The organism is uncultured Methylophaga sp. (assembly GCF_947259025.1).
GTDB lineage: Bacteria > Pseudomonadota > Gammaproteobacteria > Nitrosococcales > Methylophagaceae > Methylophaga.
In genome coordinates, this window is sequence record NZ_CAMYKO010000006.1 from 329,124 (window position 1) to 354,021 (window position 24,898).

Consider the following 24,898-nt stretch of genomic DNA (forward strand, 5'->3'; position numbering starts at 1 on the left):
AACCCGGCTGATGTATTATCAACAAACCACAGCAACCGCAGTGCATTCTGAGTTGCCCCGTCAGTGGGGAGGCCCTGGTCTGCCTGGCTGGCTGGTGATATTTGCGATTGCCTATAATGCCATTCTGGCGTTCATCAATGCCCATCTCATGTCACTGTCTTCAGCGCATGTCGCTATCACAGAAGCACTGGTGCTGGCGGGCGTAATGCTGTTTCTGCTGCCCAGGCTGAAGCAAGTACCGGACATACGGCCACATATCCTGTTCCTGCTGGGCATGTGTTTACTGTCGTTCTGGGTGATGCTGAGCAATGAGGCGACCTTCATCAAGATCGTCCGCGACTGTCTGATTATGGTGGCTTTTCTGTTGCTGGGCACCTTTCTCAGCAGCCGGAACATTATCTTTACTTTTAAAATATTAATGGCTGCGGTGCTCAGCGTTGCTGCGATCGAGATTTTTGCCACCGAAGCTTACGTATGGCTGTTTGAGCCGGAACAGTATTTCTTCAAGACCCGGGGCATCGAACCCTTCGAGTACAGCGACTCGGGCTTATTCCGTAACTCGCTGGGCTACAGCTCACGGTTTTCTTTCAACTTCTTGTCCTCTCACCGGATTTCATCGCTGTTTCTAGAACAGGTATCGCTGGCTAATTTCGCGATGGTGACATTGATTTTCCTGATGGGCTTCAGTCAGCAGATGGGCAAAAAGGCGGTGCTGTTTTTCCTGCTGGGTAGTGTGTTTCTTATTCTGACCAACGATACCCGTACCGGTGCCTTGTTCGCCTTGGCGATGATCCCCTGCTTTTACCTGTCACCCTTGTTCCCCAGATGGTTTGCCGTCACCTTTATCCCGGTTCTCCTGCTGCTGTCGACAGTGCTGTTTTATGATCCCAGCCAGACTTCCTTGTCAGATTCTTTTGCCGGGCGTATTGGCTTTACTTTATACCTGTTGTCCGAAGCTGACCTGCCCACCTTGCTGACCGGCAATCTTGCTGGCATCCACAGTGTGGCTGACAGTGGCTACAGTTATCTGATCTACGCGACTAGTCTGTTCGGTCTGATTCTGTTCTGGCTTTATGTAGCCTTAGTCGTTCGCTCGGACCAGCCGGCCAGCAAGCGCTATGTGTTTGCGATGAACGGGTTTATTGCTGTCAACCTGATGATTGGCGCTGCTGTTTTCACCATTAAAATTGCCGCGCCGATGTGGATGATGATGGGCTATCTCTACAAGCAGGCGAATTTACCTGATAAGCGCGGGGCCGGGTCATGAGTGCGCTGCAGCGACAAATTGGACCGGATTACGCCAAGATGCTGGGCATCATTCTGGTGGTCTGGGGCCATACCATCAGAGGCCTGATCAATGCTGATATTTTGCCCGCAGACAGCCCATTCTGGCTGAACCTGGATCGGGCGATTTACCTGTTTCATATGCCTTTGTTCTTTTTTCTGTCGGGCATGTTTATTCAGCAAACCCTGGCTAAGACCAGCCTGGTCGATTTTTTCAAGCGCAATGTGCTGCTGTTTATCGTGCCGCTTATTTTCTGGTCATATACGCAAAGCGGCATTCAGTATCTGGCGTCTGCCAACGTCAATGTCGAGCGTTCACTGGACTATGTTATTCAGGCGCCTTTTCCGCCCAAACAGCAGTTCTGGTTTTTATGGGCGTTGTTTTTGATCGCCTGTTTCTCCGCTGTATTGATCAAACTCGGCATGGGGAAAAAAACTTTGCTGGTGCTGGCCGTGCTGACAATGGCAGCACTGAGTGTGGGCAACATGCTTGGTCTTGACGCTATCAGTTTCAAAATGGCGGGGCAGACCTTTGGCGAAGCCCTGTTTTTCTTCCCATATTTCGTGATGGGCGTGTGGCTGTCTTCACCGGCCGTGGCACAGTCGAGGACCGGATTAGCCCTTTATATGCTGATTTTCGCGGGCAGTATAGTGCTGTACCTAGGCCTGTACCGGCAATCGAACGCCTATTTTTACCTGTTTTCTTTGACTGCGGTGTACAGCTGTTACCAGGCGATCGCTTACATCGCTGAGTGGGTTCAGCGGCGCGTCGAGAACAGCGACAGTCGTGTGCTGCAAAACCTGCATGCTTGTCTGATTTTTATCGGCATGAACAGTTTCATTATTTACCTGGCTCACATCATTCCCGAGGCCGGCATCAGGGTGGTGTTGCTCAAGCTCGGGTTTACGCAAGCTTATATCCACATCATTGCCGGTAATTTGCTGGGACTGCTTGCTCCGCTGTTGCTGGTGCCTGTCAACCTGCTTCTGGTGCGTTACTGGAAGTCAGCGAAATATATTTTCCCTGCTAGGAGGATGCAATATGGATAAGGTCAGATCTTACCGGTATCTATTAGTGTTGCTGTGTCTGATGGCATTGATGTATTCGGTCCCGGGCCGAGCTGACACGCCACTTTCCGGGATCAACTTTCCGGGGCCGGGGATAGCCGGGCATGTTTATCCGGGCGAGCCCGGTCAGGCCTATCACTTCCCGTCGGCGCAGGATGTCAAAACCTACGCGGACTTCGGCTTTGACATTATCCGCTTGGCATTTACCTGGGAGCGCCTGCAGCCGAGCTTGAACCAGCCTTTCAATGAAGAGTATCTGGCGGGTATTGACGCCTTTGTGGAGCAGGCTGACAAACAGGGCCTGCTGGTGGTGCTGGATGTGCATAACTATGCCCGCTACAAAGGCGATGTGATTGGCAGTGACGCCGTGCCAACTGCTGCTTTTGCTGATCTCTGGCGCAGACTGGCCGGCCATTACAGTGAGCAAGACCATCTTATCTTCGGCCTGATGAATGAGCCGTTCAAACAGGATGCCAAGACCTGGTCGGTAATGGCTCAAAAGGGGATTGATGCGATTCGCCAGACTGGCGCAGAGCAGAAGATCCTGGTGCCGGGGACGTTTTATTCGAGCGCGGTTCGCTGGCTGCACAAGGATGGCGAGTATTCGAATGGCGAAGCGCTTAAAAATATTGAAGACCCCAAAAACAATATTATTTTCGAGGCGCATCAGTATCTCGATAAGTACTCAACCGGCAGCAACGATCAATGTGTCAGTGCAGATATTGGCGTAGAACGCCTGACGACTTTCACGCGATGGCTGAAAGACAATGGCTACCAGGGGTTTCTGGGTGAATTTGCCACGGGACAGAGTGAAACCTGCCAGCAAGCCTTGGACAACATGCTCGCCTATATGCAGGACAACAGCGAAGTCTGGTATGGCTGGTCTTACTGGGTCGCTGATCCCTGGTTTGAGAACTACAGATTCAATATTTACCCGCCGGATGCCAGCAAGTATCCGCAGGTCGAGATCTTGGAATCCTTTGTCAATTAGCTCGCTGCGAATAGCTAGCTAAAAACGGGAACGGGAGTCGCTTTGGCAGCCTTGCGTTCACTGCTTGTCAACACGATTGAGCATAGGAACTCAGTAATGAAAATTTTACATATTGTTCGCCAGTTCTCACCGAGTATTGGTGGCCTGGAAGATTATGTACTTAACCTCTCGGTAGAACAGAAAAGACTGGGACATGATGTCAAGGTGTACACCCTGAACACTAATTTCCAGTCCGGTGAGCGGCTGTCCGATACGGCGACAGTCGAGGGCGTGCCGGTGAAGCGGTTCAACTGGCTGGGTTCAAAGCGTTATCCGATAGCGCGCTTCCCGCTTAAGCTGTTGAACCAGTTTGATATTGTTCATGTGCATGCCGTCGATTTTTTTATTGATTACTTGTCACTGCTCAAGCGGCTGGGTCTGTTGACAGCTAAACTGGTCTTGACCACCCATGGAGGATTCTTTCATACCCCCCGCCAACAGAACTTTAAGAAATTGTTTTTCAAAACGGTCACCCGTTTCAGTCTGCGGCCGGTCAACGTGGTGTTTACCATCAGTAATAATGACAACGCCCTGTTTCAGCAAATCAGGGAAGACTGCCAACTGGTAGAAAATGGCGTTGCCTTCCAGAAGTTTGGTCCTGCGCAGACGGCTGATAGTCACAATGACCTGGTCTACCTGGGCCGTTTGAGTTCGAATAAGAAACTGGACTGGCTGATCGTTGCGTTTAATCGTCTTGCTGCCGGTGACAGTCAATTGAGGATTATTGGTAACCGGGCAACCGGTGATGCTGCGCAATTGGAGAATCTGGTCGAGTCGTTACAGGCCCAGGATCGGGTGCAGTTACTGTTCAATATTGATGATGAGCAAATCCGTCAGCATCTTGAAGCTTCCCGCTTTGTGGTCAGCGCATCGGAATACGAAGGCTTCGGTCTGAGTGTTATCGAGCTGATGTCCTATGGCCTGGTGCCTTTCCTGTCAAAAAAGCCTGACTCGTTCAAGAGCTTCATCGCCGAGTCCGGCGTTGGCGGCTTATTCAGTTACGAGCATTCAGAGTTCGAAGCCGGCTACCAGGCACTGGTCAGTGCCTGGTCCGACCAACAGGGCGAAAAAGCAAAACAGTTTGCCGAAACCTTTTCCTGGAGAGCAGTGGCGAGGAGTATTGTCGATGGCTACGCAGTCTGAATCACCTACAAAAGCGCAGCAAATCATTGAGCAACTGGCCATTTACGATAACAGTGTGGCCTTTCTGAATGATTTGAGCCGTCAGTCAAAGGCCAAAGCCAGCTTTACCACGGTGGGCTTTCTCAACCAGCATGGCTTTAATCTGATGCTGGATGATGAGATAACCTTCAGCAGCTTCCAGCGTCTGGACTTTATGTTGCGGGATGGGATTGGTGTCAGCCTGGCCTTGAAGTATTTCTCCAGTCCACAGGGGGCAAACCTTAACGGTACTGATCTGATCCCTCAGATCGTGGATACCTTCAATACCGTCGACACCGACTATTTTGTGCTGGGTACCCAGTCCCCCTGGCTGGAAAAAGGCAGTTATCGTTTACTTGATGGTCAGGCCAAAGCCATCAAGGACGGCTTCTATCCGACTGAGTCCTACCTCAGTTTCCTCAAACAACATATCGCTCCCCAGCGTTTCAGCGTCATTATCCTGGCCATGGGTATGCCCAAGCAGGAAATGCTGGCCTCCAGGATCAGAGAGGAAATCGACGGCGCCGGTCTGGTTATTTGCGGGGGAGCCATTATTGATTTTTATGCTGAACGCTTTAAACGGGCACCGGCATGGGTGCAGAAGTGTTCGCTGGAATGGCTTTACCGCCTGCTGAAAGAGCCTCGTCGCTTATTCAGGCGTTATGTCATTGGCATTCCGGTTTTCTTGTTCAGAATCTTTTTGCGAGCCTGATTGTGGAACATTTACCGAGTAAAGTTCCTTTCAGAGAAGACATCAACGGGCTAAGAGCCTGGGCTGTGCTTGCCGTTGTTTTCTATCACCTGCCTTTTGCCTATCAGTTGCCGGGCGGGTTTGCCGGGGTGGATATTTTCTTTGTGATCTCCGGCTTTCTGATGACCTCCATTATTCTGGGGGGCAATCAGCAGGGCCAGTTTTCCATCGTCAAGTTTTACATGTCCAGAGTGCGGAGAATTCTGCCGGCCCTGTTGTTTCTGGTGGTGACGCTGCTGACGATGGGCTGGTTTCTGTTGACCACACCGGACTACCAGAGTCTGTCGAATGAGGCTGCCGCAGCGCTGGGTTTCGTCTCCAATATTTATTACTGGGACAATGCCGGATACTTTGACTCTAGTGCCCTTGACAAGTGGCTGCTGCATAGCTGGACGCTGTCGGTGGAGGCCCAGTTTTACTTGCTGTACCCGATTTTCCTGATGGTCGTGAGTAAACTGACTTCGTCCATAAAAACTCTCTGGACAGTGTTGTTGCTGGCTTTTCTGGCTTCGCTGCTGCTGAACATCGTGGTGGTACAGCTTTATCCGATTCCCACATTCTTCCTGTTGCCTTCGCGGGGCTGGGAGCTACTGGCCGGCGGGCTGGTTTACCTGGCACCCAAAATATGGCCGGCCCTAGCCAGGTATCAGGATAAAAAGAGTCTGTTTTATCTTGCCTGGGCGCTGATCATAGGCAGTCTGTTTCTGCTCAATGAGGACCTGTTGTGGCCGGGCTACTGGGCGCTTATCCCGGTGCTGGGGGCAGCGCTGGTGATTTTCGTGAACCAGCCCCGGTCGGTTTTCACCAGCAATCCTGTTTTTCAGTGGCTGGGCGATCGTTCCTATTCACTGTATTTGTGGCACTGGCCAGCCATCGTATTGTTGTTTTTCATGTCTGTTGAAGACAGCAATCAGGCGATTGTCACGGCTTTGCTGGTCAGTGTTGCCATGGCCCATGTTTCTTATCAGTTTATAGAAACCCCCACCAGACGAGTGTTTTCCGGCCTGCCATTAAAAAAAGAGGTCTCGGTGATTTTTTCTATCACCTTTGTTCTGGTCATCGTCGCAGTGAATTTTGCCAATCACCGCATCGACGGTCGGATTGCGCCTCAGATAGATAACATCGCCTTTCAGGCACAGAATAAAAACCCTTTTGAATGCAAAAGGATCGATACCTTCAACGACGATATGCCGAGTTGTATCTATGGTAACAGTGACAATATCGGCGCCATTGTTGTTGGTGACAGTCATTCCACCTCGCAGGTGACTGCGATTGCCCGGGCAGCTGCTAAATATGGACATGGTGTGGTGCATTATTACCACGATAGTTGCCCGACTTTATCCGGTGTGATGCTGGCGGACTGGTTACAGAACCACCCTAATGACAAGTGTGCCAACTTTGTAAAGTGGGTCGAGGCAGAGCTTGAGCAGTATCCGCAACAAATCCCGATGATCATCATCAACCGCTTTTCTTTCATGTTTGGCTCATCAATAGAAAAGAAACCGGCAGTGTATTTCGAATCCGTATATGAGCGTAATGACGCGCCCGGATTCCTGGATGAGGTCAACAGCGCCATTGTCGACACCTTCTGCAGTTTTTCTGCAAAGCGGCCTGTGGCAGTGATGAAACCGACTCCTGAGCAGCATCATAACGTGGCGAAAGAAGCCTCGCGAGCACTGTTGTTTTATGACGAAATGGGCGAATACGCGATAAGCACGGCGCATCATCATGCTGAAAATAGCACCGTGCTGAAAGCCTTACAGCAAAGCAGGCAACAGTGTGACGTCACCTTACTCGATCCGATTCCCTACCTGTGTGACAACGGTGTCTGCCCGGGAATCATAGATGGTCTGCCAATCACCAGCGATGAAGATCACTTTAATGAACACGGCAATAAATTACTGGTGCCGTTGTTTGAGCAGCTATTCAATACGGGAACATCAAAGATGTATGTTTCTCAAGGTTAAAAATGACGACGGGAATGCCCACGGCTACAGATTGGGCAATCTTCTTTAGATTTAACAGGAACAAGAATTTATGAAAATAGCGATAGCAGGTACAGGTTATGTGGGACTTTCCAATGCCGTTTTACTGGCCCAGCACAATGAGGTTGTGGCCTTGGATCTTGTCGCCGAGAAAGTGGCACTGATAAATGCCGGAAAGTCACCGATTGCCGATGCTGAAATCGAAGATTTTCTTGCCCATAAAACACTGAATCTGACAGCGACACTGGATAAACAGGAGGCGTATCAAAATGCCGATTATGTGGTGATCGCGACGCCGACCGACTACGACCCTGAGACCAACTTTTTTAACACCAGCTCGGTGGAAGCGGTGATAGAGGACGTAAGGGCCATTAACCCTTCAGCGGTGATGATCATCAAGTCCACAGTACCGGTGGGTTATACCGAAAATATTAAACACAGCCTGGGTTGCAACAACATTATTTTTTCGCCTGAGTTTTTGCGTGAAGGCAAAGCCTTGTATGACAACCTTTATCCATCGCGCATCATCCTGGGCGAAGATTCTCCCAGAGCCAGAACCTTTGCTGACAAACTGGTGCAGGGCGCAGCCAAAGCCGATATTCCGGTGCTGTTTACGCAGGCGACGGAAGCTGAGGCGGTCAAACTGTTTTCCAATACCTACCTGGCGATGCGGGTCGCTTACTTCAACGAACTGGACAGCTATGCCGAAATCCACGGGATCGACAGCCGGCAGATTATCAACGGGGTCTGTCTGGATCCGCGTATTGGCAATCATTACAACAACCCCTCTTTTGGCTATGGCGGCTACTGTCTGCCCAAGGATACCAAGCAGCTTCTGGCTAATTACAGGGACGTGCCCAATAACATTATCAATGCCATCGTTGATGCCAACACCACCCGTAAAGATCATGTGGCGGCCAGTATTCTGAAGTTAAAACCCCGCGTCGTCGGTATTTACCGCCTGATTATGAAATCCGGCTCCGATAACTTCAGGGCCTCATCGGTGCAGGGTATCATGAAAAGAATCAAGGCCAAAGGGGTAGAGATCATCATCTACGAGCCAGTGCTGGAAGAGGACAGCTTTTTCAATTCGGAAGTGATTCGCGATTTTGATGAGTTCAAGGCCAGAAGCAGCGTCATCATCGCCAACCGCATGGTCGACGAGATCCGGGATGTCGCTGACAAAGTCTATACCCGCGACTTGTTCGGTAGTGACTAACTCTAATCTCAACCCAGAATTTAATGTTGCTGAATTAACGAGGAGAATCCAATGATTCCAGTAGTCATGTCAGGAGGAAGTGGGACGCGTTTATGGCCACTGTCCCGCAAGCATAAGCCCAAGCAATTTTTGTCTCTGTTTGGCGACAACACCATGTTTCAGCAAACGCTGATGCGTCTGGACGGTGTCCCTGATCTTGAGCCGCCCACTATTGTCTGCAGCAATGAGCATCGTTTTATGGTGGCGGAACAGTTACAGGAGCTGAAGCTGGCGTCGCCCACCATCCTGCTGGAACCGGTGGCCAGAGATACAGCGCCTGCAATGGCTACCGCCGCATTGCAGGCCATGCGTGACGGCGATGATCCGCTATTACTGATTTTGGCTGCGGATCATGTCATTGCTGATGTGTCTGCCTTTCAGACGGCCATCGCGCAGGCCAGAGAACAGGCTGAAAAAGGATCGCTGGTCACATTCGGCATTGTGCCGACCAATGCGAATACCGGTTACGGTTATATCGAAGCGAATGAAAAAGGCATTATCAGTCGCGTTAAAGCTTTTGTTGAAAAGCCTGATCTGCCAACGGCCGAGCAATATGTCAGCTCAGGCAATTATTACTGGAACAGCGGCATGTTTATGTTTAAAGCTTCGACTTTGCTGTCAGAGCTTGAGATTTATTCGCCAGACTTGCTCAGTGCCTGCCGCGAGGCATTGGATAATGCGCAACCAGACCTTGATTTTATTCGTCTGGATGAGCTGGGCTTTGCAAAAAGCGAGGCCATTTCCATCGACTACGCCGTGATGGAAAAAACCGATAAAGCAGTGGTGGTACCACTCGATGCCGGCTGGAATGATGTCGGCTCCTGGTCGTCCCTGTGGGAGTGTGCCGGGCCCAGCCAGGATAATAACGTCATCTATGGTGATGTCATGCTGGATGATGTCTCCAACTCTTATATCCACAGCGAAGACCGGCTGGTGTCAGTGTTGGGGCTGGAAAATGTGGTCGTAGTGGAAACCACTGATGCGGTGATGGTCGCCAGTAAAGACAAAACTCAGGATGTCAAAAAGATCGTGGCGGAGCTGAATCAATCCGGCCGCCCCGAAGCTGAGAACCATCGGCTGTGTTACCGGCCCTGGGGCTTTTATGATTCCATTGATAACGGTGACCGTTTCCAGGTCAAACGTATCAATGTCAAACCCGGCGCCTCGCTGTCATTGCAAATGCACCACCACCGTGCGGAACACTGGATTGTGGTCAGTGGTACGGCGCAGGTAATCTGCGATGACGAGGTCACGCTGTTGACCGAAAATGAATCTACCTATATTCCGCTGGGGAAGAAACATCGTTTGCATAATCCCGGGCAAATCCCGCTGGAGATTATTGAAGTGCAGTCAGGAAGCTACCTCGGGGAGGATGACATTATCCGCTTCGATGACAACTATCACCGTGACTAGGCAGGCGTAAACCTCAATTTAAGAGGATGGTATGAATATCAGTATTGATGAATTGATGAATCAAAGTGGTGTGCTTTTCGGCACCAGTGGTGTCCGGGGGCAGGTGACGGATATGACCGATAAGGTCTGTGTCGCTTATGTGGCGGCATTTATTCAGTACCTGGAGCAAGAAGGGCAGCTAGCCAGAGGCGATAAGATCGGTATTGCAGGCGATCTGAGAAGCAGTTCCCCGCGAATCATCAAAGCGGTAGCCGCTGCCTGCACAATGAGGGGGGGGATACCTGTTTATTTTGGCTGTATCCCTTCCCCGGCCATAGCGCTATATGGCATTGCTCATCAAATGCCCACCATCATGGTGACTGGCAGCCATATTCCCGATGACCGTAATGGCATCAAGTTTAATACTGTGGCAGGGGAGATCCTGAAGCAGGATGAGCAAGGGATAAGACAACAGCGGGTTGAGCTTGATGATAGCTTATTTGATCAGCATGGATATTTGATGGAGTTGCATGAACTGCCGCCGGTGTCTGATGCTGCCCATGAACTGTATGTAAACCGCTATCTCGACTTTTTCCCTGAGCTTTGTCTTCAAGGCAGGCATATCGGTCTTTATCAACATTCATCGGTCTCCAGAGAGGTGTTTGCCACCATTTTGCAAAAGCTGGGGGCAAGGGTGACCATACTGGGGCGCTCCGAGACGTTTGTTTCAGTCGACACCGAAGCCATCCGGCCTGAAGATACCGCAGCCGCTTTGCAGTGGGCAGAACAATATGATTTTGACTGTATCGTATCGACTGATGGCGATGGTGACAGACCCCTTGTCAGTGATGAAAAAGGCCAGTGGCTGCGAGGCGATATTGTCGGCATTTTATGTGCAGCCTACTTGCAAGCCGATATCGTGATGACACCCGTCAGCTGTAACAGCGCTGTGGAAAAAAGCCATTTATTTTCTAGGGTGGGGCGAACAAAAATCGGCTCACCTTATGTTATTGCAGCGATGCAGCAGGCACACCGGGATGTTCCCCATGCCAATATCGTGGGCTATGAGGCCAATGGTGGTTTTCTGCAACTGACCCGTATTCATCGTGATGATAGAGTCCTGTCGCCGCTTCCAACTCGGGATGCGGTTATCGTGGCCTTGTCAGTGATGTTGTCAGCATTTGAACACCAGTTGCCCGTCTCACAGTTGGTAGAAACCTTACCCTCACGCTACACCTACAGTGACAGGCTCAAGCAGTTCCCAACGGAACTCAGCCAGTCCAGGCTGGCGCAATTTACCACTGGTGACTGGCACACTGACAGTCTCAACATCCAGCAAGCCTTTCCTTCTGATTCAAAGCCGGTATTGATTGATAATACTGATGGGGTCAGAGTCACTTTCGACAACGAGGATGTAATCCACCTGAGACCTTCTGGCAATGCGCCTGAGTTGCGTTGTTACACGGAGTCGAGTTCTTCTGCTTCGGCAAGAGCAATCAATCAGCGTTGTATGGAGCAAATGGCGACATGGAATCGCCAGCCCGGATAGAGGAATACGCCGGGCGGCGGCGCTTTCCTGAGCAAGAGTTGAAGGCGTAGAAGGGTGATTAGTAAATCACGCCGTAACGAGCTTGTCCCTGCTCACGCGTGATGAACTCAGCGTTCATTAGCTCCCAGCGCTGCTCACTGTCCATCACCGTGTTGCATCCCAGCGGCTGACGATGTCCTGCCGCCAGGGCAAACATCGAACGTCCGGCCTGGCGGACATCCGAGAAATAGCGATCAATTTGCAGGTCAATAATGGCATCCGGATGGGCGTTGATCACAAACACACGCATACCGCCACGCTGGGTACAGTCACTGCTGGTGTCTTCGTCAGGCAAAATGGCGAACTCAACAAACTCCGCTGCATCGCCACTGTCGGCAGCAAACGTAAGCTGAGCTGCCATAGGCATAAATATGGCAATGAACATGATCAGAAAGCGTTTCATTGGTTCTCCTTTAATCGGTGTATAACAGTCCGACTATTTTGCTGAAATCGGGTTCTTGAATTCAAAAGGAAGGGCTCCCTTTTAGCAGGGTGTGTTATTCCTGTTGCGACTTTGCCGATCGGTGCAAGTGACAAAGGCTTTTGATAGTGGATTTAGTTGCTGTTAGGCGCTGGTTTTGTTACTATTCTGTGCTTTCTGGAAAGCAGTCAACGGCGCTTGTGAAATGAACAGCCCGATGATTGCTTGTTGCAGAGCGGGGCAGGCACTGTCGCCGCATGACAATTTTTTAAATTCCGGGCCCCTATATGGGGTTTTTGTTTTTCTGGAGAATTGATTCGCACTGGCAAGTGCGATGAGGCAAAAATGGCCATTGTTGATCAGGTTGAACAATTAATTGAGGCATCAATCGAAACTCTCGGCTACGAGCTGGTGGGTGTCGAGTATATTCAGGGGGGCCCCGATGCCATCCTGCGTATCTATATTGACGCTGAACAAGGCATCACTATTGAAGATTGTGAGCGGGTTAGTCACCAGGTCAGCGGCATTCTTGATGTAGAAGAGCCGGTTCGCAGTGCTTACCTGCTGGAAGTCTCATCGCCAGGCTTTGACAGGCCGTTATTCAAGGCCCGGGATTTTGAGCGCTTTGCTGGCGCCGAAGCCAAAATCAGCATGAAGCTGCCGGTGAATGGCAGACGCAATTTTAAAGGCGTGCTTCAGGGCTTTGATAACGGTGACATCCTGATTGAGGTTGATGGTGAAGTCTATGAGCTGCCTTTGTCGAAGTTAGGCAAGGCAAGACTCGAAGCCTGAAAAAGGCGTATTATTGTCGGTTAATAACAGATAACTGGGTTGGGTTAGCTTGCAGCGTAATCCACTGGGGGCGTGATGAACAACAAAGAAATTTTATTGGTGGTCGATGCCATGTCCAATGAAAAGGGCGTGGATAAAGAGGTCATTTTTCAGGCGATTGAGGCGGCGCTGGCGATGGCGACACGCAAACGCCATGACATGAACCTGGACGCAAGTATCAAAATTGACCGCGTGACCGGTGATTATGAAACCTTCCGCCAGTGGCTAATCGTAGAAGACGAAGAAGCCCTCGAGTCGGAGGAAACACAAATCCTCTTGGACGCCGCCAAAGAAAAAGATCCTGAAGCCGAAGTCGGTGGCTATATTCGCGAACCGATGGAGTCGGTTGAGTTCGGCCGCATCGCCGCACAGACGGCCAAGCAGGTCATCGTGCAGAAAGTGCGCGAAGCCGAACGTGCGATGGTCGTTGACCAATACCGTGAAAAAGTGGGCCAGATGATTCATGGCACCGTTAAACGTGTCGATCGCGGTAATGTGACACTGGACCTGGGCGGTAATGCCGAAGCCTTCCTGCCGCGTGAAGAGATGATCCCGCGTGAATCTTTCCGCGCCGGTGACCGGATTCGCGGCTATCTTAAGGAAATCCGTCCTGAAGGTCGTGGCCCGCAATTGATTGTCAGCCGTGTGGCACCCGCACTGCTGATTGAGCTGTTCACACTGGAAGTACCGGAAATCAGCGATGGCATGATCGATATTAAAGGTGCCGCCCGCGACCCGGGTCTGCGCGCCAAGATTGCGGTAGAAGCCAAAGAAGCCCGTATCGACCCAGTGGGTGCCTGTGTGGGCATGCGTGGTTCCCGGGTTCAGGCCGTGACCAATGAACTGGCCGGTGAACGTGTTGACATTATTCTCTGGGATGAAGACCCGGCCCGCTTCGCCATCAACGCCATGGCGCCGGCTGAAGTCTTGTCGATTGTCGTTGATGAAGAAGCCCACAGCATGGACATCGCCGTTGAAGATGGCCAGTTGTCCCAGGCCATTGGCCGCAGTGGTCAGAACGTGCGTCTGGCCAGTCAGCTAACCGGCTGGGAACTGAATGTGATGTCGGCTTCCGAAGCCGACCAGAAAGCCGAAAGCGAAATCGGCGAACTGATCCAGTCCTTTATGACTGATCTGGATGTCGATGAAGACGTCGCCCTGATCCTGGCTCAGGAAGGTTTCTCTTCACTGGAAGAAGTGGCCTACGTGCCGGAACAGGAAATGCTGGATATTGAAGAATTTGATGAAGACATCGTGGCCGAGCTTCGCTCACGGGCCCGCGATGTCCTCTTGACCCGCGCCATTGCCAGCGAAGAACAACTGGAATCGGCAGAGCCGACCCAGGAACTGCTGGATATGGACGGTATGACCAAAGACCTGGCGTTGAGTCTGTCCAGCAAGGGTGTGACCACACTGGATGATCTTGCAGAACTGGCTGTCGATGAACTGGTTGAGATGGGTGATTTGAACGAAGAGCAAGCTGCTGCATTGATCATGAAAGCCAGAGAGTCGTGGTTTGCTGATGAAAAAACAGATGCAGGGGAGTAACCAATGAGTGACATGAGGGTTAAAGACCTGGCCGGCACAGTCGGAATCACAGCTGAACGCTTGGTGGAACAACTGAACGAAGCAGGGATTAACGTCTCAGAGCCTGATGATCTGATCACTGAAGATCAGAAACAAACCTTGCTCAAGTTTCTGCAGCAACGCCACGGTAAATCGTCTGATAGCGAGGCATCATCGCCGCGCAAAATCACGCTCAAGCGCAGGTCAGTCAGCGAAATCAAGCTGGGTGGTGCAGCGCGTGGTGGTAAGAGCGTCAGCGTTGAGGTCAGAAAAAAACGCACTTACGTTAAACGTGGTGAGCAACAAAGCAATCCGGCGGCCGAGGAACTGTTGAAAAACAAGGCCGCCGAAGAGCACGCTCAGGAAGTGGCGCGTCAGGAAGAACTGCGCTTGCAAGAGGCGAAGCGCAAGCAAGATGCAGAAACACAGCGTAAGCAGCAACTGGATGAACAGGAAGCGGCGGCTGTTGCTGCTGCCATAGAGGCAGAAAACCAGGCCAACGAAGAAGCTGAACGCGCTGCGGCAGAAGAGCAGCAGGCGCTGGCCGAAGAAGCCAAGGCAGAGAAAGCCAAAGCCAAAAAAGCCGAACAGCAGGAAGAAGCGCAAATGTCCGCTTCACAGCTGGCTCATAAGAAAATGGAAGAGGCTGACGCCAAACGTCGCGCCGCTAACCGTGCTCGTATCGAAGCGGAAAAAGCGCTGGAAGCCAAGCGCAAAGCCCGTGAGGAAGAAGAAGCACTGGAAAAAGCCCGCGAAGAAGCCAAAGCTGCTGCAGCTGAAGCGCAGGCTAAAGAACAGAAAGCCGCTGCCCGCAAGACCAAAGACGCTGAAGCCAAGCATGAACGTGGCAAGGCAGGTCGTCGAGGTCGCCGTAAAGAAGAAGACGAGTTCGAGCGTAAGGAACTGCACGTCAGCGAAGGTAAGTCTGGTCGCCGTAAGAAGAAAAAAGGTGCCGCAGCCGGTCGTGTTGCGGTCAAGGATCAGGAGCATGGTTTTTCCAAGCCAACAGCCCCGGTTGTCCGCGAAGTCAGTGTGCCGGAAACCATCAATGTTTCCGAGCTGGCGCAGCGCATGTCAGTCAAGGCTGGTGAAGTGCTCAAAACGCTGATGGGACTGGGCACCATGGCCACCATCAATCAGGTGCTGGATCAAGACACCGCCGTGATTGTGGTCGAAGAAATGGGTCACGTTGCCAAGCCGATTCGCGAAGACAAAGTGGAAGAAGCTTTGCAGGTCTCCGATGAAGATCTGGGTGAAGCGATTATTCGTGCCCCGGTTGTGACCGTCATGGGTCACGTTGACCATGGTAAAACCTCGCTTCTGGATTACATCCGCCGTACCAAGGTCACTACCGGTGAAGCCGGCGGTATTACCCAGCATATCGGCGCCTATAAGGTGGAAACCAGCCGCGGTGAAATCGCATTTCTGGATACACCGGGTCACGCCGCCTTTACCGAAATGCGTTCGCGTGGTGCCAAGGTCACCGATATCGTGATTCTGGTGGTTGCCGCTGATGACGGTGTGATGCCACAAACCATCGAAGCAATTCAGCATGCCAAGGCGGCTGACTCTATTGTCATTGTCGCTGTCAACAAGATGGATAAGGAAGATGCCAACCCTGACAGGGTCAAACAGGAACTGGCTAACCATGAAGTAATCCCGGAAGACTGGGGTGGCGACGTACAGTTTGTGCCAGTATCGGCATTGACCGGTGATGGCGTGGAAGAATTGCTCGAAGCTATCTCATTGCAAGCCGAAATCATGGAGCTGAGAGCACCTGAACAAGGCCCGGCTCACGGTACAGTGATTGAAGCCCGACTGGATAAAGGCCGTGGTACGGTCGTCACCGTGCTGGTTCAACAGGGTACGCTGAACAAAGGCGATATCGTGGTGGTGGGCCAGGAATACGGCCGCGTCCGTGCCATGTTCAACGAAAAAGGTGAGCAGCTTGATACTGCAGGCCCGTCTACTCCGGTAGAGCTCCTGGGTCTGTCAGGCACGCCGGCTGCCGGTGATGAACTTCAAGCGGCGCCAGATGATAAAACTGCCCGTGAAATTGCCAACTTCCGTCACACTAGGGCACGTGAGCAGAAAATGGCTCAGCAACAGGCGGCCAAGCTGGATGAAATGTTCAACAAGATGGAAGAGGGCGATGTGAAAACCCTTAACGTGGTCATCAAGGGTGATGTACACGGTTCCGTCGAAGCGGTCAGTCAGGGTCTCCAGAAGTTGTCGACCGAACAAGTCAAGGTCAGCGTGGTGGGTTCCGGTGTCGGTGGTATCAATGAGACTGATGCCCAATTGGCAGCTGCTTCTGATGCGATTCTCATCGGCTTTAACGTACGTGCCGATAACGCGGCACGCAGAGTCATTGCCGAGAAAGGCCTCGATGTTCAATATTTCAGCATCATTTATGATCTGATGGATGTCGTCACTAAGGCAATGACCGGCATGCTGGAGCCCGTGTTCAAAGACGAAATCATTGGCCTGGCACGTGTGGACGATGTATTCCGCTCGCCCAAGTTCGGTGATATCGCCGGCTGTCTGGTGGTTGAAGGCACGGTTAAACGTAATAACCCAATCCGCGTGCTGCGTGACAATGTTGTCATCTACGAAGGCGAACTGGAATCGCTGCGTCGCTTCAAGGATGACGTCAATGAAGTCAATGCCGGTGTCGAATGTGGTATCGGTGTGAAAAACTACAAAGACGTCAAACCGGGTGACCAGATCGAGGTCTTCGAACGGGTTGAAGTGAAACCGACGCTGTAATGGCCAGAGAATTCAGTCGTAAAAACCGCTTTGGCGAAGTCGTCATGCGAGAACTGGCGCAGATGCTTCAGCGTGAGATATCTGATCCACGCATCGGCATGGTGACGGTCTCGCATGTTGATGTCACCGCTGATCTGAAATACGCCAAAGTGTATGTGACCCGTCTTAACGGTTTCGAGTCCCAGCAGGATGTGGATGAATGTCTGCAGGGACTCAACAGCGCCGCTGGCTACCTGCGCCGCGGACTGGCAGGTCGGGTTAAACTGCGTAATATTCCTGAATTACAGTTTGTCTATGATAAGAGCCTGGAAAACGGTTTCCGCATGGACGAATTGATCGCCAAGGCCAATGCGCCGCGTCAGGACGACGAAAACTAAGCAACATTTCCTGTTATGGCAAGACGTAATAAAAAAGGCCGTGATATCACCGGGATTGTCATTATCGACAAACCCACCGGTCACAGTTCCAACCATGTGCTGCAACAGGTTAAACGCCTGTTTGATGCACGCAAGGCCGGCCATACCGGTAGTCTGGACCCGCTTGCCAGCGGGGTTTTACCAGTCTGTCTGGGGGAAGCGACCAAACTGTCGGGTTATCTGCTGGAAGCCGACAAGGAATATGCAGTGACCTGTAAACTGGGCGTGACCACCGACAGTGGTGATGCTGATGGTGAAACGGTCAGCGAGCAGCCGGTACCGGATTTTGATGAAGCCGATCTGAGTGCCATCCTGAACACATTTATCGGTGAGCAGGACCAGGTGCCGCCGATGTTTTCAGCTCTGAAACATCAGGGCCAGCCACTCTATAAGCTGGCACGCCAAGGCATTGAAGTAGAGCGCAAGTCGCGCCGCATCACGATTTACCAGATCGACCTGCTTGACTGTAACTCGGACAGCTTTACCTTATCAGTGCGTTGCAGTAAAGGCACCTATATCCGCACTTTGGTTGAAGATATCAGCCTTAAGCTAGGCACTGGTGGCCACGTGACCATGCTGCGCCGCACCGGTGTGGCAGGCTATTCACTGAGTGACGCGGTGAGTCTGGAACAGTTGACGGCCATGCGTGAAGAGGACGGCCTGTCGGCTTTGGATGAACAACTGGAAGCAGCGGAAGATGCTTTGCCTGACTGGCCAGTAGTGAACCTGGATGAAAAGGCCAGCAAAACCCTGAGTTATGGTCAGCACGTGCAGAGCACGCTACCGTTTAAACGCGCAAATGTGCGCCTGTTTGATCAAAATGAAAAGTTTATGGGCCTGGGTGAGATGACTACAGATGGGGTTATCAAGCCTAAGCGCCTGTTTGCTGCTGCGGTTTCCTGACAAGTTTCTTGTTTAAACAGGATAAAGTCGGTAAAATTCGCAGCGCTTGGATGGTTGGCTGTTTTGGTGAAAAAACGCTGAAACAGTCCAGAATTTAACTGTTGGCTCAAAGCCGCAAAAAGTTGGAGTTTTCAATGTCTATTTCTGCACAGCAAAAGAAAGAAATCATCAGTAAACATGCTCGCTCTGAAGGTGATACCGGTTCTGCCGAAGTCCAGGTTGCCCTGCTGACTGCTCGTATCAATAACCTGTCAGACCATTTTAAGAGCAATTCACATGACCACCACTCGCGCCAGGGTCTGCTGAAAATGGTCAGCAGCCGCCGTAAAATGCTCGACTATCTGCGTAATACAGATATCGAACGTTACCGTGCCCTGATCGCTGAATTAGGCCTGCGTCGCTAAGTTGAGTCTGGTGACCGATTATATGCACACAAGCCCGTTCCAGCTATCGGAACGGGCCTGGTGACTAAAATATGCCCCTGATGCTGTTGCAGTGTCAGGGGCATATTCGTTTATTCAGTTTGTAAATATCAAACCAGCCTCGGAACGGGTTCGGGGTTGAGAGAGAAGAAGAGATAAAGGAAAAAACGTGAACTCAGTAAAGAAGACAGTTCAGTTCGGTGACCATCAGTTAAGTCTGGAAACCGGAAAAGTTGCCCGTCAGGCAGGCGGTGCCGTTATTGCCAGCCTGGGTGAAACCTCGGTGCTGGTCACTGTGGTTGGTAAAAAAGAAGTCAACCCCGGTCAGGATTTTTTTCCTTTAACCGTTAACTACCAGGAACGGACCTATTCAGCCGGTAAAATCCCCGGTGGTTTCTTCAAGCGTGAAGGTCGCCCCAGCGAAAAAGAAACGCTGACTTCGCGTCTGATTGACCGTCCGCTGCGTCCGCTGTTCCCTAACGGTTTTGTTAACGAAGTACAGGTTATTGCCACCGTGGTTGCGCTGGACCCGCAGGTGGATCCGGATATTCCTGCCATGATTGGTGCCTCTGCAGCACTGGCTATTTCAGGTATTCCATTCAACGGCCCGCTGGGCGGCGCCCGCGTCGGTTACATTGATGGTCAGTACGTATTGAACCCGAGCAAGGAACAACTGGACAGCAGTGATCTGGATTTGGTGGTTGCCGGTACTGAAAGCGCCGTTCTGATGGTGGAATCAGAAGCCTCTGAACTGCCGGAAGAAGTCATGCTGGGTTCGGTCATGTTTGGCCATCAACAGATTCAGACTGCAATTGGCCTGGTCAAAGAACTGCAGGCGGAAGCTGGCAAACCGGCCTGGGACTGGACGGCACCCGAGAAAGACGAAACGCTGTACAACACTGTCAAAGACAAAGCGTTTGAAGGTATTAAAGAAGCTTATGCCATCAGCGACAAACTGGCGCGTCTGGAACAACTCAGCGCTGTCCGTGCTGCTACTGTGGAGGCTTTGGTCACTGAAGAGTCAGATCTGACCGAAGATGATGTCAAAGGCGTCTTTTCCAAACTGGAAAAAGAACTGGTTCGCGGCAAGATTATTGCTGGTGACCCACGTATTGATGGTCGTGATACCAGCAGCGTGCGTCCTATCTTCGTCGAAACCTCGACTTTGCCACGTGTTCATGGTTCTGCTTTATTCACCCGTGGTGAAACCCAGGCGATGGTCGTCGCCACACTGGGCGCCGAACGTGATGCACAGATGATCGACGCGGTGGAAGGTGAGTATCGTGACCGCTTTATGCTGCACTACAACTTCCCGCCATACTGTGTTGGTGAAACCGGTTTTGTGGGTTCACCAAAACGTCGTGAAATCGGCCACGGTAAACTGGCCAAACGCGGTATCGCTGCGGTCATGCCATCAGCAGAAGACTTCCCATACGTAGTACGTGTGGTTTCAGAAATTACCGAATCAAACGGCTCAAGCTCCATGGCTTCTGTCTGTGGTACCAGTCTGGCACTGATGGATGCCGGTGTGCCTCTGAAAGCGCCCGTCGCCGGTATCGCCATGGGTCTGATTAAAGAAGATGACGGTTACGCCGTTTTGACCGATATCCTCGGTGATGAAGATCATCTGGGCGATATGGACTTCAAAGTCGCTGGTACCGAGAAAGGCGTTACCGCACTGCAGATGGATATCAAGATCGAAGGCATCAACGAAGAAATCATGCGTACGGCACTGGCTCAGGCCCGTGACGGTCGTATGCATATTCTGGATAAGATGAATGCTGTGCTCTCGACCCACCGCACTGAAATGTCGAAATTCGCACCACGGATTATCACCGTTAAGATCAACGCCGATAAAATCCGTGACGTCATTGGTAAAGGTGGTGCCACCATTCGTGCTATCACCGAACAAACCGGTGCCACAATCGATATTCAGGATGACGGTACCGTGATGATTTTCTCATCTGACTATGATGCCGGTCAGGCTGCGCTGCGTCAGGTGGAAGACATTACGGCTGAGGTCGAAGTCGGCAAAATCTACGAAGGTCGCGTGGCCAAGTTGATGGACTTCGGTGCCTTTGTCACCATTCTGCCGGGCAAAGATGGCCTGGTGCATATCTCGCAAATTTCGGAAGAGCGCGTTGAGAATGTCGGTGACAAGCTGTCTGAAGGCGATATGATTAAGGTTAAAGTTCTGGAAGTCGATCGCCAGGGCCGTATTCGCCTGAGTATGAAAGCAGTGAATGAAGCCGCAGAATAAACTTTAATTATCACTTTTAATGAAAAAAGCCCCGTCCAACTGGTCGGGGCTTTTTTGTGCCTAAAAAATCGTTTCTCCGGTAATACTGGGGGTTGACGGTACCCTTGGACATATCAGAGTCAACGGTGAGTATGTGATTAAGTTCTCATAATTAATAAATTAATCAAAAATAACTTGACCAGATTCATATTTTTCAGATATTGCTATTATCAATGGAATTCTTCGTATTTGTGGACCAATAGCGAAGAAGAGAGGACAGGGAAATGGAAAATGGAAAAACCAAGTTAGTTCAATTGATCGCATTAGGCATAGCGATTTCTGTGTCGGCAGGTTGCAGTGGCAGTAGCAGCAAGTCGGTTAAAAGCGGCGGTTCCGGCGGCAGTGAGATGGTCGATGGTGGCGGCGGAAGTAATGGGCCGGGCAACGATTCCGGTGGTGGCGGTGGTGCCTCACCACAGAGTGCCGGCATTCAGGCTCTGTCGGATGATGGTGGCAATGTTGTCTCACGCGCTGGGGCAGCCGTCAGCGGGCTGGGCGGTACGGTCAGTCAACTGAGCCTGCTCGATACCGGTGCGGTGACCAGCGGAACCGGCGATATTATCACCAACACCGGCGAAGCCGTGGGCAGTATTGGTGATGGCTTAAGTCAGGGACTGGGCTCCCTGAGCGACAATGATAATGCCATCGGCACAACCCTGGCTGGCGCGACCGGCGCTGTGGCTGAAGCCGGGCAAGCCGTCTCTGCAACGGGGACGACCTTAGAAAGTCTCAATACTTTACCGGTATTTGCACAACTGGATGAGTCAACAGGTCTGGTGACAGAACTGGGCGGTACGGTCAATTCTTTGGGCGGCATTGTGACTCAAACCGGCGATTCACTGACAGTTTCCTTAACCCAGGAAGACGGCCACCTCAGTGGTTTGACAACAGAACTGACCGGCGTAGTGCGACCGCTGGTAAGCAATATTGGTGGTACCACTCAGCGTGTAGGCGATGCGCTACTGGTTGGCCCGGTAGCTAATGATATTCTGACCGAAGTGGGTACTGCGGTAGTGGTGCTGGGTAATGATCTTCAGGATGAAAATAACGCGGTGATCGCCGATGCCGGCGGTGTCGTCGAAGGAGTGGGTCAGCTTGTTGTTAACACTGGCGGTATTGTGACGGTCAGTGAGTCGGGAGAAGGCGAATTGCTGAGCCTGGCCGGGCTGCTGGGTGATGGTGGCTTGCCTCTGGTGGGATCAGTAGAAGACGGTCTTGTTGATGGAGGCACCGATGGGCTGGTGACTACAGTTACCGCCACGGTAGACGGACTGACAGAAGGAGATAATGGACCGTTGGCCGGCACTGACGGCGTCGTTGCTACAGTAACCGACACGGTCGATAGCCTGACTGGTGGTAATGATTTGGTTGGTGGCATCACAGACACGGTTGATGGTCTGACCGGCGGTAATGATCTTGTCGGTGGAGTCACAGACACGGTTGATGGACTGACCGGCGGTAATGATCTTGTCGGTGGCGTGACGGACACGGTTGATGGACTGACCGGTGGTAATGATCTTGTCGGTGGCGTGACGGACACGGTTGATGGACTGACCGGTGGCAATGATCTGGTCGGTGGCGTCACAGACACGGTTGATGGTCTGACCGGTGGTGATGATCTGGTCGGTGGTGTCACAGACACGGTGACCGGACTCACTGGCGGCGATGACCTTACTGGTGGTTTGACTGATACCGTCAATAATCTTGCCGGTGGCGATGACCTGGTGGGTGGTGTCACCGATACAGTAGAAGATGTCACCGGTGGACTGCTCAATACTGGTGGTGACGGTAACGGCGATGCTGGCCTGGTGGATCAGGTCGATGACGGGCTGCTGGACCCGCTACTGGGTGGCATTTTATAAAGCCTGCTCAACGTTTTAAGTAAGGGATGACGAGTCTGTAAAGTGTTGAAGCAAGATTTAATTCAACCACCGTTTTTGCAGGACTCTAGTCAATAACAGGGGGTGGGGTGATGGCAACATCACTTCACCCCTTTTTTATGCTTTGTACTCATGGAAGATGAAGTCGCTCATGCAACACAATCTAATCGCAGCCCTGTGCTGCAGTTTGTTCATACCACTGGCCGCTCAGGCCGTGGAGCCACCATTTATCGTTGATGAATCTGAGCAGCAAATCAGCGAACCGAAAAAACAGACCGATGTGACTGTACCGGATGAAAAGTCACTGAGCACCGCGCCCGAGGTCAAGACCATTAAGGTTGAAGAAGTGCAGTTCCGGGGCGGGAGTGTTTTTTCATTAGACCAATTGGCAAAGATGGTGGAACCTTTGTTGGGCCGTGATGTGACAAAAAGCGAGATTGTCACCGTGTTACGTGCCATCACAACCCGCTACAAAGAAGCCGGCTATGCGCTGTCATTTGCGCTGTTGCCGGATCAGAATACCTCTGATGGTGTGTTAACTATCGTTTTGGTTGAAGGCTACATAGCCAGACAGGAAATTGTCATTGAAGACGAGGATGTCAAAGCGCGGGTTGCAAAACTCGCTGCCAGAATGCAAACCGAAAAACCATTAACCACAGCGACTTTTGAACGTTATCTTAAGTTGATTGAAGCAACGCCCGGCTACAGGTTCAAAGTGCGGGTACCGAAACCGAAAACCTATGGTGGCGGTACGACGATCAGGGTGGAAAGCGTAAGTTCAGAGTGGATTGAGGGCACGATGGGCCTTGACGACAGTAAAGAGGAAGAACTGAAACTGTTGCCTGGGGTCAGACTCAACTCACTAACTTCCCACGGCGACCGTCTGACTGCCACGGCTTTATTGCCCAATGATTCGGTCGAGGCTTATTATGCGCTCAATTATCAGCAGGATTTGGGTACGGATGGCCTGCGCCTGACTTTGGCTGCCAATCACTTTGAAAGTGAAGGCGACGATCAAATTTTTGTTGCCGATATTCCGCTGGATTATCAGGAAAACAAACAGCGTGACACTTTGCGGGCCGGTATTGAGTACCCGCTGCAATTATCCAGAAAATCGGCCTGGTGGCTGGGTAGCAGGCTGCATTATCTTGATGAGGATGCCGTCTATCAGTTACGCCGCATAGATGGCCTGGGTCGACCTGTGGAAATCGAAAAGACACTGCGCTATTCAGCGCTGGAAGTCTACTCCAACTGGACCCGGCAATTCAGTCGGCAGATTGTCAGGCTCTCCGGCAGTATTAAACAGGGCCTCGATATTGGTAATACTAAAAACAGTATTATCGATGCCAATGGCAACCGCCGGGGCAGTGAAACAACCCACTTCAATTTTGTCAGACTGGATGCGCTTTGGCGCTATATGCTGTCATCCCAATGGCGGGTTCAGTCAAAACTCAATCTTTTCTGGTCCGATGATGTATTGCCTTCCGCGGAACAAATCCGCTATGGCGGCCCGCGTTATGGCCGCGGTTATGCCGATGGCCAGGCACAGGGTGACAAGGGGCTGGCTGCTGAAATTGAGCTGCGGTATCTGCAGCCCATAGCCATGGATTTCATCAAGCGTATAGAGCCTTACCTAGTGATTGATACGGCCCGCGCCAAACTGCGTGCCAGCGACCGCGATCAGGAGCTGATTTCAGCGGCTTTGGGTGTGGATATCACCGATACTGACAGTTATACCCTTGGCCTGGAATACGCCAAGCCCCTGGGGGATGACCATATTGAGACAGAAGATAAAAGTCCTGTTTATAACCTGAGGATCCGCTGGCAATTCTGATTAATCGTGTTGGCTGCATACGGCGCGTGCTTCAATGCTA

Annotated in this window: 19 protein-coding genes; 18 read left to right on the forward strand and 1 reads right to left on the reverse strand. The window is 51.6% G+C overall.

All coding sequences use genetic code 11. The features are described from left to right. Positions 1 to 10: 10 nt before the first annotated feature. The 9 genes from Q0X64_RS11675 (at position 11) to Q0X64_RS11715 (ending at position 11,478) form a co-directional block, all read left to right on the forward strand. Entirely contained in the window at positions 11 to 1,267 is a 1,257-nt protein-coding gene (locus tag Q0X64_RS11675; protein ID WP_297813170.1) for a hypothetical protein, read from the forward strand. After that, positions 1,264 to 2,334 carry an acyltransferase gene (locus Q0X64_RS11680; protein ID WP_297813173.1) on the forward strand — a complete coding sequence of 357 codons (1,071 nt, stop codon included), beginning with the start codon at positions 1,264 to 1,266 and terminating at the stop codon, positions 2,332 to 2,334. The genes Q0X64_RS11675 and Q0X64_RS11680 overlap by 4 nt, the downstream gene beginning before the upstream one ends. After that, positions 2,327 to 3,343 (forward strand): glycoside hydrolase family 5 protein, encoded by a 1,017-nt coding sequence (locus Q0X64_RS11685; protein ID WP_297813175.1) that lies wholly within the window; start codon positions 2,327 to 2,329, stop codon positions 3,341 to 3,343. The genes Q0X64_RS11680 and Q0X64_RS11685 overlap by 8 nt, the downstream gene beginning before the upstream one ends. A gap of 96 nt (positions 3,344 to 3,439) precedes the next feature. Continuing rightward, entirely contained in the window at positions 3,440 to 4,525 is a 1,086-nt protein-coding gene (locus Q0X64_RS11690) for a glycosyltransferase family 4 protein (protein WP_297813178.1), read from the forward strand. Continuing rightward, positions 4,509 to 5,255, forward strand: a complete 747-nt coding sequence (locus Q0X64_RS11695; RefSeq protein WP_297813180.1) for a WecB/TagA/CpsF family glycosyltransferase — start codon at positions 4,509 to 4,511, stop codon at positions 5,253 to 5,255. Before Q0X64_RS11690 ends, Q0X64_RS11695 begins: the two co-directional genes overlap by 17 nt. Before the next feature lie 2 nt (positions 5,256 to 5,257). Next, on the forward strand, positions 5,258 to 7,261 hold the full coding sequence (locus Q0X64_RS11700) for an acyltransferase family protein (protein ID WP_297813182.1): 2,004 nt from the start codon (positions 5,258 to 5,260) through the stop codon (positions 7,259 to 7,261). A 70-nt stretch (positions 7,262 to 7,331) separates the two neighbouring features. Further along, positions 7,332 to 8,498 carry a nucleotide sugar dehydrogenase gene (locus tag Q0X64_RS11705; protein WP_297813183.1) on the forward strand — a complete coding sequence of 389 codons (1,167 nt, stop codon included), beginning with the start codon at positions 7,332 to 7,334 and terminating at the stop codon, positions 8,496 to 8,498. A 51-nt stretch (positions 8,499 to 8,549) separates the two neighbouring features. Further along, complete coding sequence (locus Q0X64_RS11710) at positions 8,550 to 9,950, forward strand: mannose-1-phosphate guanylyltransferase/mannose-6-phosphate isomerase (protein ID WP_297813185.1); 1,401 nt, start codon at positions 8,550 to 8,552, stop codon at positions 9,948 to 9,950. Positions 9,951 to 9,981: 31 nt separating this feature from the next. Next, positions 9,982 to 11,478: a phosphomannomutase gene (locus Q0X64_RS11715; protein ID WP_297813188.1), complete on the forward strand. Its 1,497-nt coding sequence runs from the start codon at positions 9,982 to 9,984 to the stop codon at positions 11,476 to 11,478. A 58-nt stretch (positions 11,479 to 11,536) separates the two neighbouring features. Here the strand turns inward: Q0X64_RS11715 and Q0X64_RS11720 are convergent, their stop codons facing one another. Further along, on the reverse strand, positions 11,537 to 11,920 hold the full coding sequence (locus Q0X64_RS11720; protein ID WP_297813191.1) for a hypothetical protein: 384 nt from the start codon (positions 11,918 to 11,920) through the stop codon (positions 11,537 to 11,539). A gap of 363 nt (positions 11,921 to 12,283) precedes the next feature. On the opposite strand from Q0X64_RS11720, the gene rimP reads away from it, so the two are divergent. From rimP to Q0X64_RS11765, 9 genes are all read left to right on the forward strand, one after another. Then, positions 12,284 to 12,730, forward strand: coding sequence for a ribosome maturation factor RimP (gene rimP, locus Q0X64_RS11725; RefSeq protein ID WP_297813194.1), 447 nt, complete (start codon positions 12,284 to 12,286; stop codon positions 12,728 to 12,730). 75 nt (positions 12,731 to 12,805) lie between these two features. After that, positions 12,806 to 14,317 (forward strand): transcription termination factor NusA, encoded by a 1,512-nt coding sequence (nusA, locus tag Q0X64_RS11730; RefSeq protein ID WP_297813197.1) that lies wholly within the window; start codon positions 12,806 to 12,808, stop codon positions 14,315 to 14,317. A 3-nt stretch (positions 14,318 to 14,320) separates the two neighbouring features. Then, positions 14,321 to 17,104 (forward strand): translation initiation factor IF-2, encoded by a 2,784-nt coding sequence (gene infB, locus Q0X64_RS11735; protein ID WP_297813200.1) that lies wholly within the window; start codon positions 14,321 to 14,323, stop codon positions 17,102 to 17,104. Beyond that, the gene (rbfA, locus tag Q0X64_RS11740; RefSeq protein WP_297813203.1) at positions 17,104 to 17,481 is read left to right on the forward strand and encodes a 30S ribosome-binding factor RbfA; all 378 of its coding nucleotides are present in this window, start codon (positions 17,104 to 17,106) and stop codon (positions 17,479 to 17,481) included. The genes infB and rbfA overlap by 1 nt, the downstream gene beginning before the upstream one ends. A 15-nt stretch (positions 17,482 to 17,496) precedes the next feature. Continuing rightward, complete coding sequence (gene truB, locus Q0X64_RS11745) at positions 17,497 to 18,423, forward strand: tRNA pseudouridine(55) synthase TruB (protein ID WP_297813205.1); 927 nt, start codon at positions 17,497 to 17,499, stop codon at positions 18,421 to 18,423. A 134-nt stretch (positions 18,424 to 18,557) separates the two neighbouring features. Then, positions 18,558 to 18,827 carry a 30S ribosomal protein S15 gene (rpsO, locus tag Q0X64_RS11750; RefSeq protein ID WP_297813208.1) on the forward strand — a complete coding sequence of 90 codons (270 nt, stop codon included), beginning with the start codon at positions 18,558 to 18,560 and terminating at the stop codon, positions 18,825 to 18,827. Between the two features lie 187 nt (positions 18,828 to 19,014). Further along, entirely contained in the window at positions 19,015 to 21,105 is a 2,091-nt protein-coding gene (gene pnp, locus Q0X64_RS11755; protein WP_297813211.1) for a polyribonucleotide nucleotidyltransferase, read from the forward strand. Positions 21,106 to 21,368: 263 nt separating this feature from the next. Beyond that, positions 21,369 to 23,006, forward strand: coding sequence for a collagen-like triple helix repeat-containing protein (locus Q0X64_RS11760; protein ID WP_297813214.1), 1,638 nt, complete (start codon positions 21,369 to 21,371; stop codon positions 23,004 to 23,006). A gap of 169 nt (positions 23,007 to 23,175) precedes the next feature. Further along, entirely contained in the window at positions 23,176 to 24,858 is a 1,683-nt protein-coding gene (locus Q0X64_RS11765; protein ID WP_297813217.1) for a POTRA domain-containing protein, read from the forward strand. The last annotated feature ends 40 nt before the right edge of the window (positions 24,859 to 24,898 follow it).

Bases quoted from the DNA above. Each gene is read 5' to 3' on its own strand.
- Q0X64_RS11675 (WP_297813170.1), top strand. From the start codon at position 11: ATGTATTATCAACAAACCACAGCAACCGCAGTGCATTCTGAGTTGCCC.
- rimP (WP_297813194.1), top strand. From the start codon at position 12,284: ATGGCCATTGTTGATCAGGTTGAACAATTAATTGAGGCATCAATCGAA.
- Q0X64_RS11685 (WP_297813175.1), top strand. From the start codon at position 2,327: ATGGATAAGGTCAGATCTTACCGGTATCTATTAGTGTTGCTGTGTCTG.
- Q0X64_RS11760 (WP_297813214.1), top strand. From the start codon at position 21,369: ATGGAAAATGGAAAAACCAAGTTAGTTCAATTGATCGCATTAGGCATA.
- infB (WP_297813200.1), top strand. From the start codon at position 14,321: ATGAGTGACATGAGGGTTAAAGACCTGGCCGGCACAGTCGGAATCACA.
- rpsO (WP_297813208.1), top strand. From the start codon at position 18,558: ATGTCTATTTCTGCACAGCAAAAGAAAGAAATCATCAGTAAACATGCT.
- Q0X64_RS11695 (WP_297813180.1), top strand. From the start codon at position 4,509: ATGGCTACGCAGTCTGAATCACCTACAAAAGCGCAGCAAATCATTGAG.
- rbfA (WP_297813203.1), top strand. From the start codon at position 17,104: ATGGCCAGAGAATTCAGTCGTAAAAACCGCTTTGGCGAAGTCGTCATG.
- truB (WP_297813205.1), top strand. From the start codon at position 17,497: ATGGCAAGACGTAATAAAAAAGGCCGTGATATCACCGGGATTGTCATT.
- Q0X64_RS11680 (WP_297813173.1), top strand. From the start codon at position 1,264: ATGAGTGCGCTGCAGCGACAAATTGGACCGGATTACGCCAAGATGCTG.
- Q0X64_RS11690 (WP_297813178.1), top strand. From the start codon at position 3,440: ATGAAAATTTTACATATTGTTCGCCAGTTCTCACCGAGTATTGGTGGC.
- Q0X64_RS11720 (WP_297813191.1), bottom strand. From the start codon at position 11,920: ATGAAACGCTTTCTGATCATGTTCATTGCCATATTTATGCCTATGGCA.
- Q0X64_RS11765 (WP_297813217.1), top strand. From the start codon at position 23,176: ATGCAACACAATCTAATCGCAGCCCTGTGCTGCAGTTTGTTCATACCA.
- Q0X64_RS11705 (WP_297813183.1), top strand. From the start codon at position 7,332: ATGAAAATAGCGATAGCAGGTACAGGTTATGTGGGACTTTCCAATGCC.
- nusA (WP_297813197.1), top strand. From the start codon at position 12,806: ATGAACAACAAAGAAATTTTATTGGTGGTCGATGCCATGTCCAATGAA.
- Q0X64_RS11710 (WP_297813185.1), top strand. From the start codon at position 8,550: ATGATTCCAGTAGTCATGTCAGGAGGAAGTGGGACGCGTTTATGGCCA.
- Q0X64_RS11715 (WP_297813188.1), top strand. From the start codon at position 9,982: ATGAATATCAGTATTGATGAATTGATGAATCAAAGTGGTGTGCTTTTC.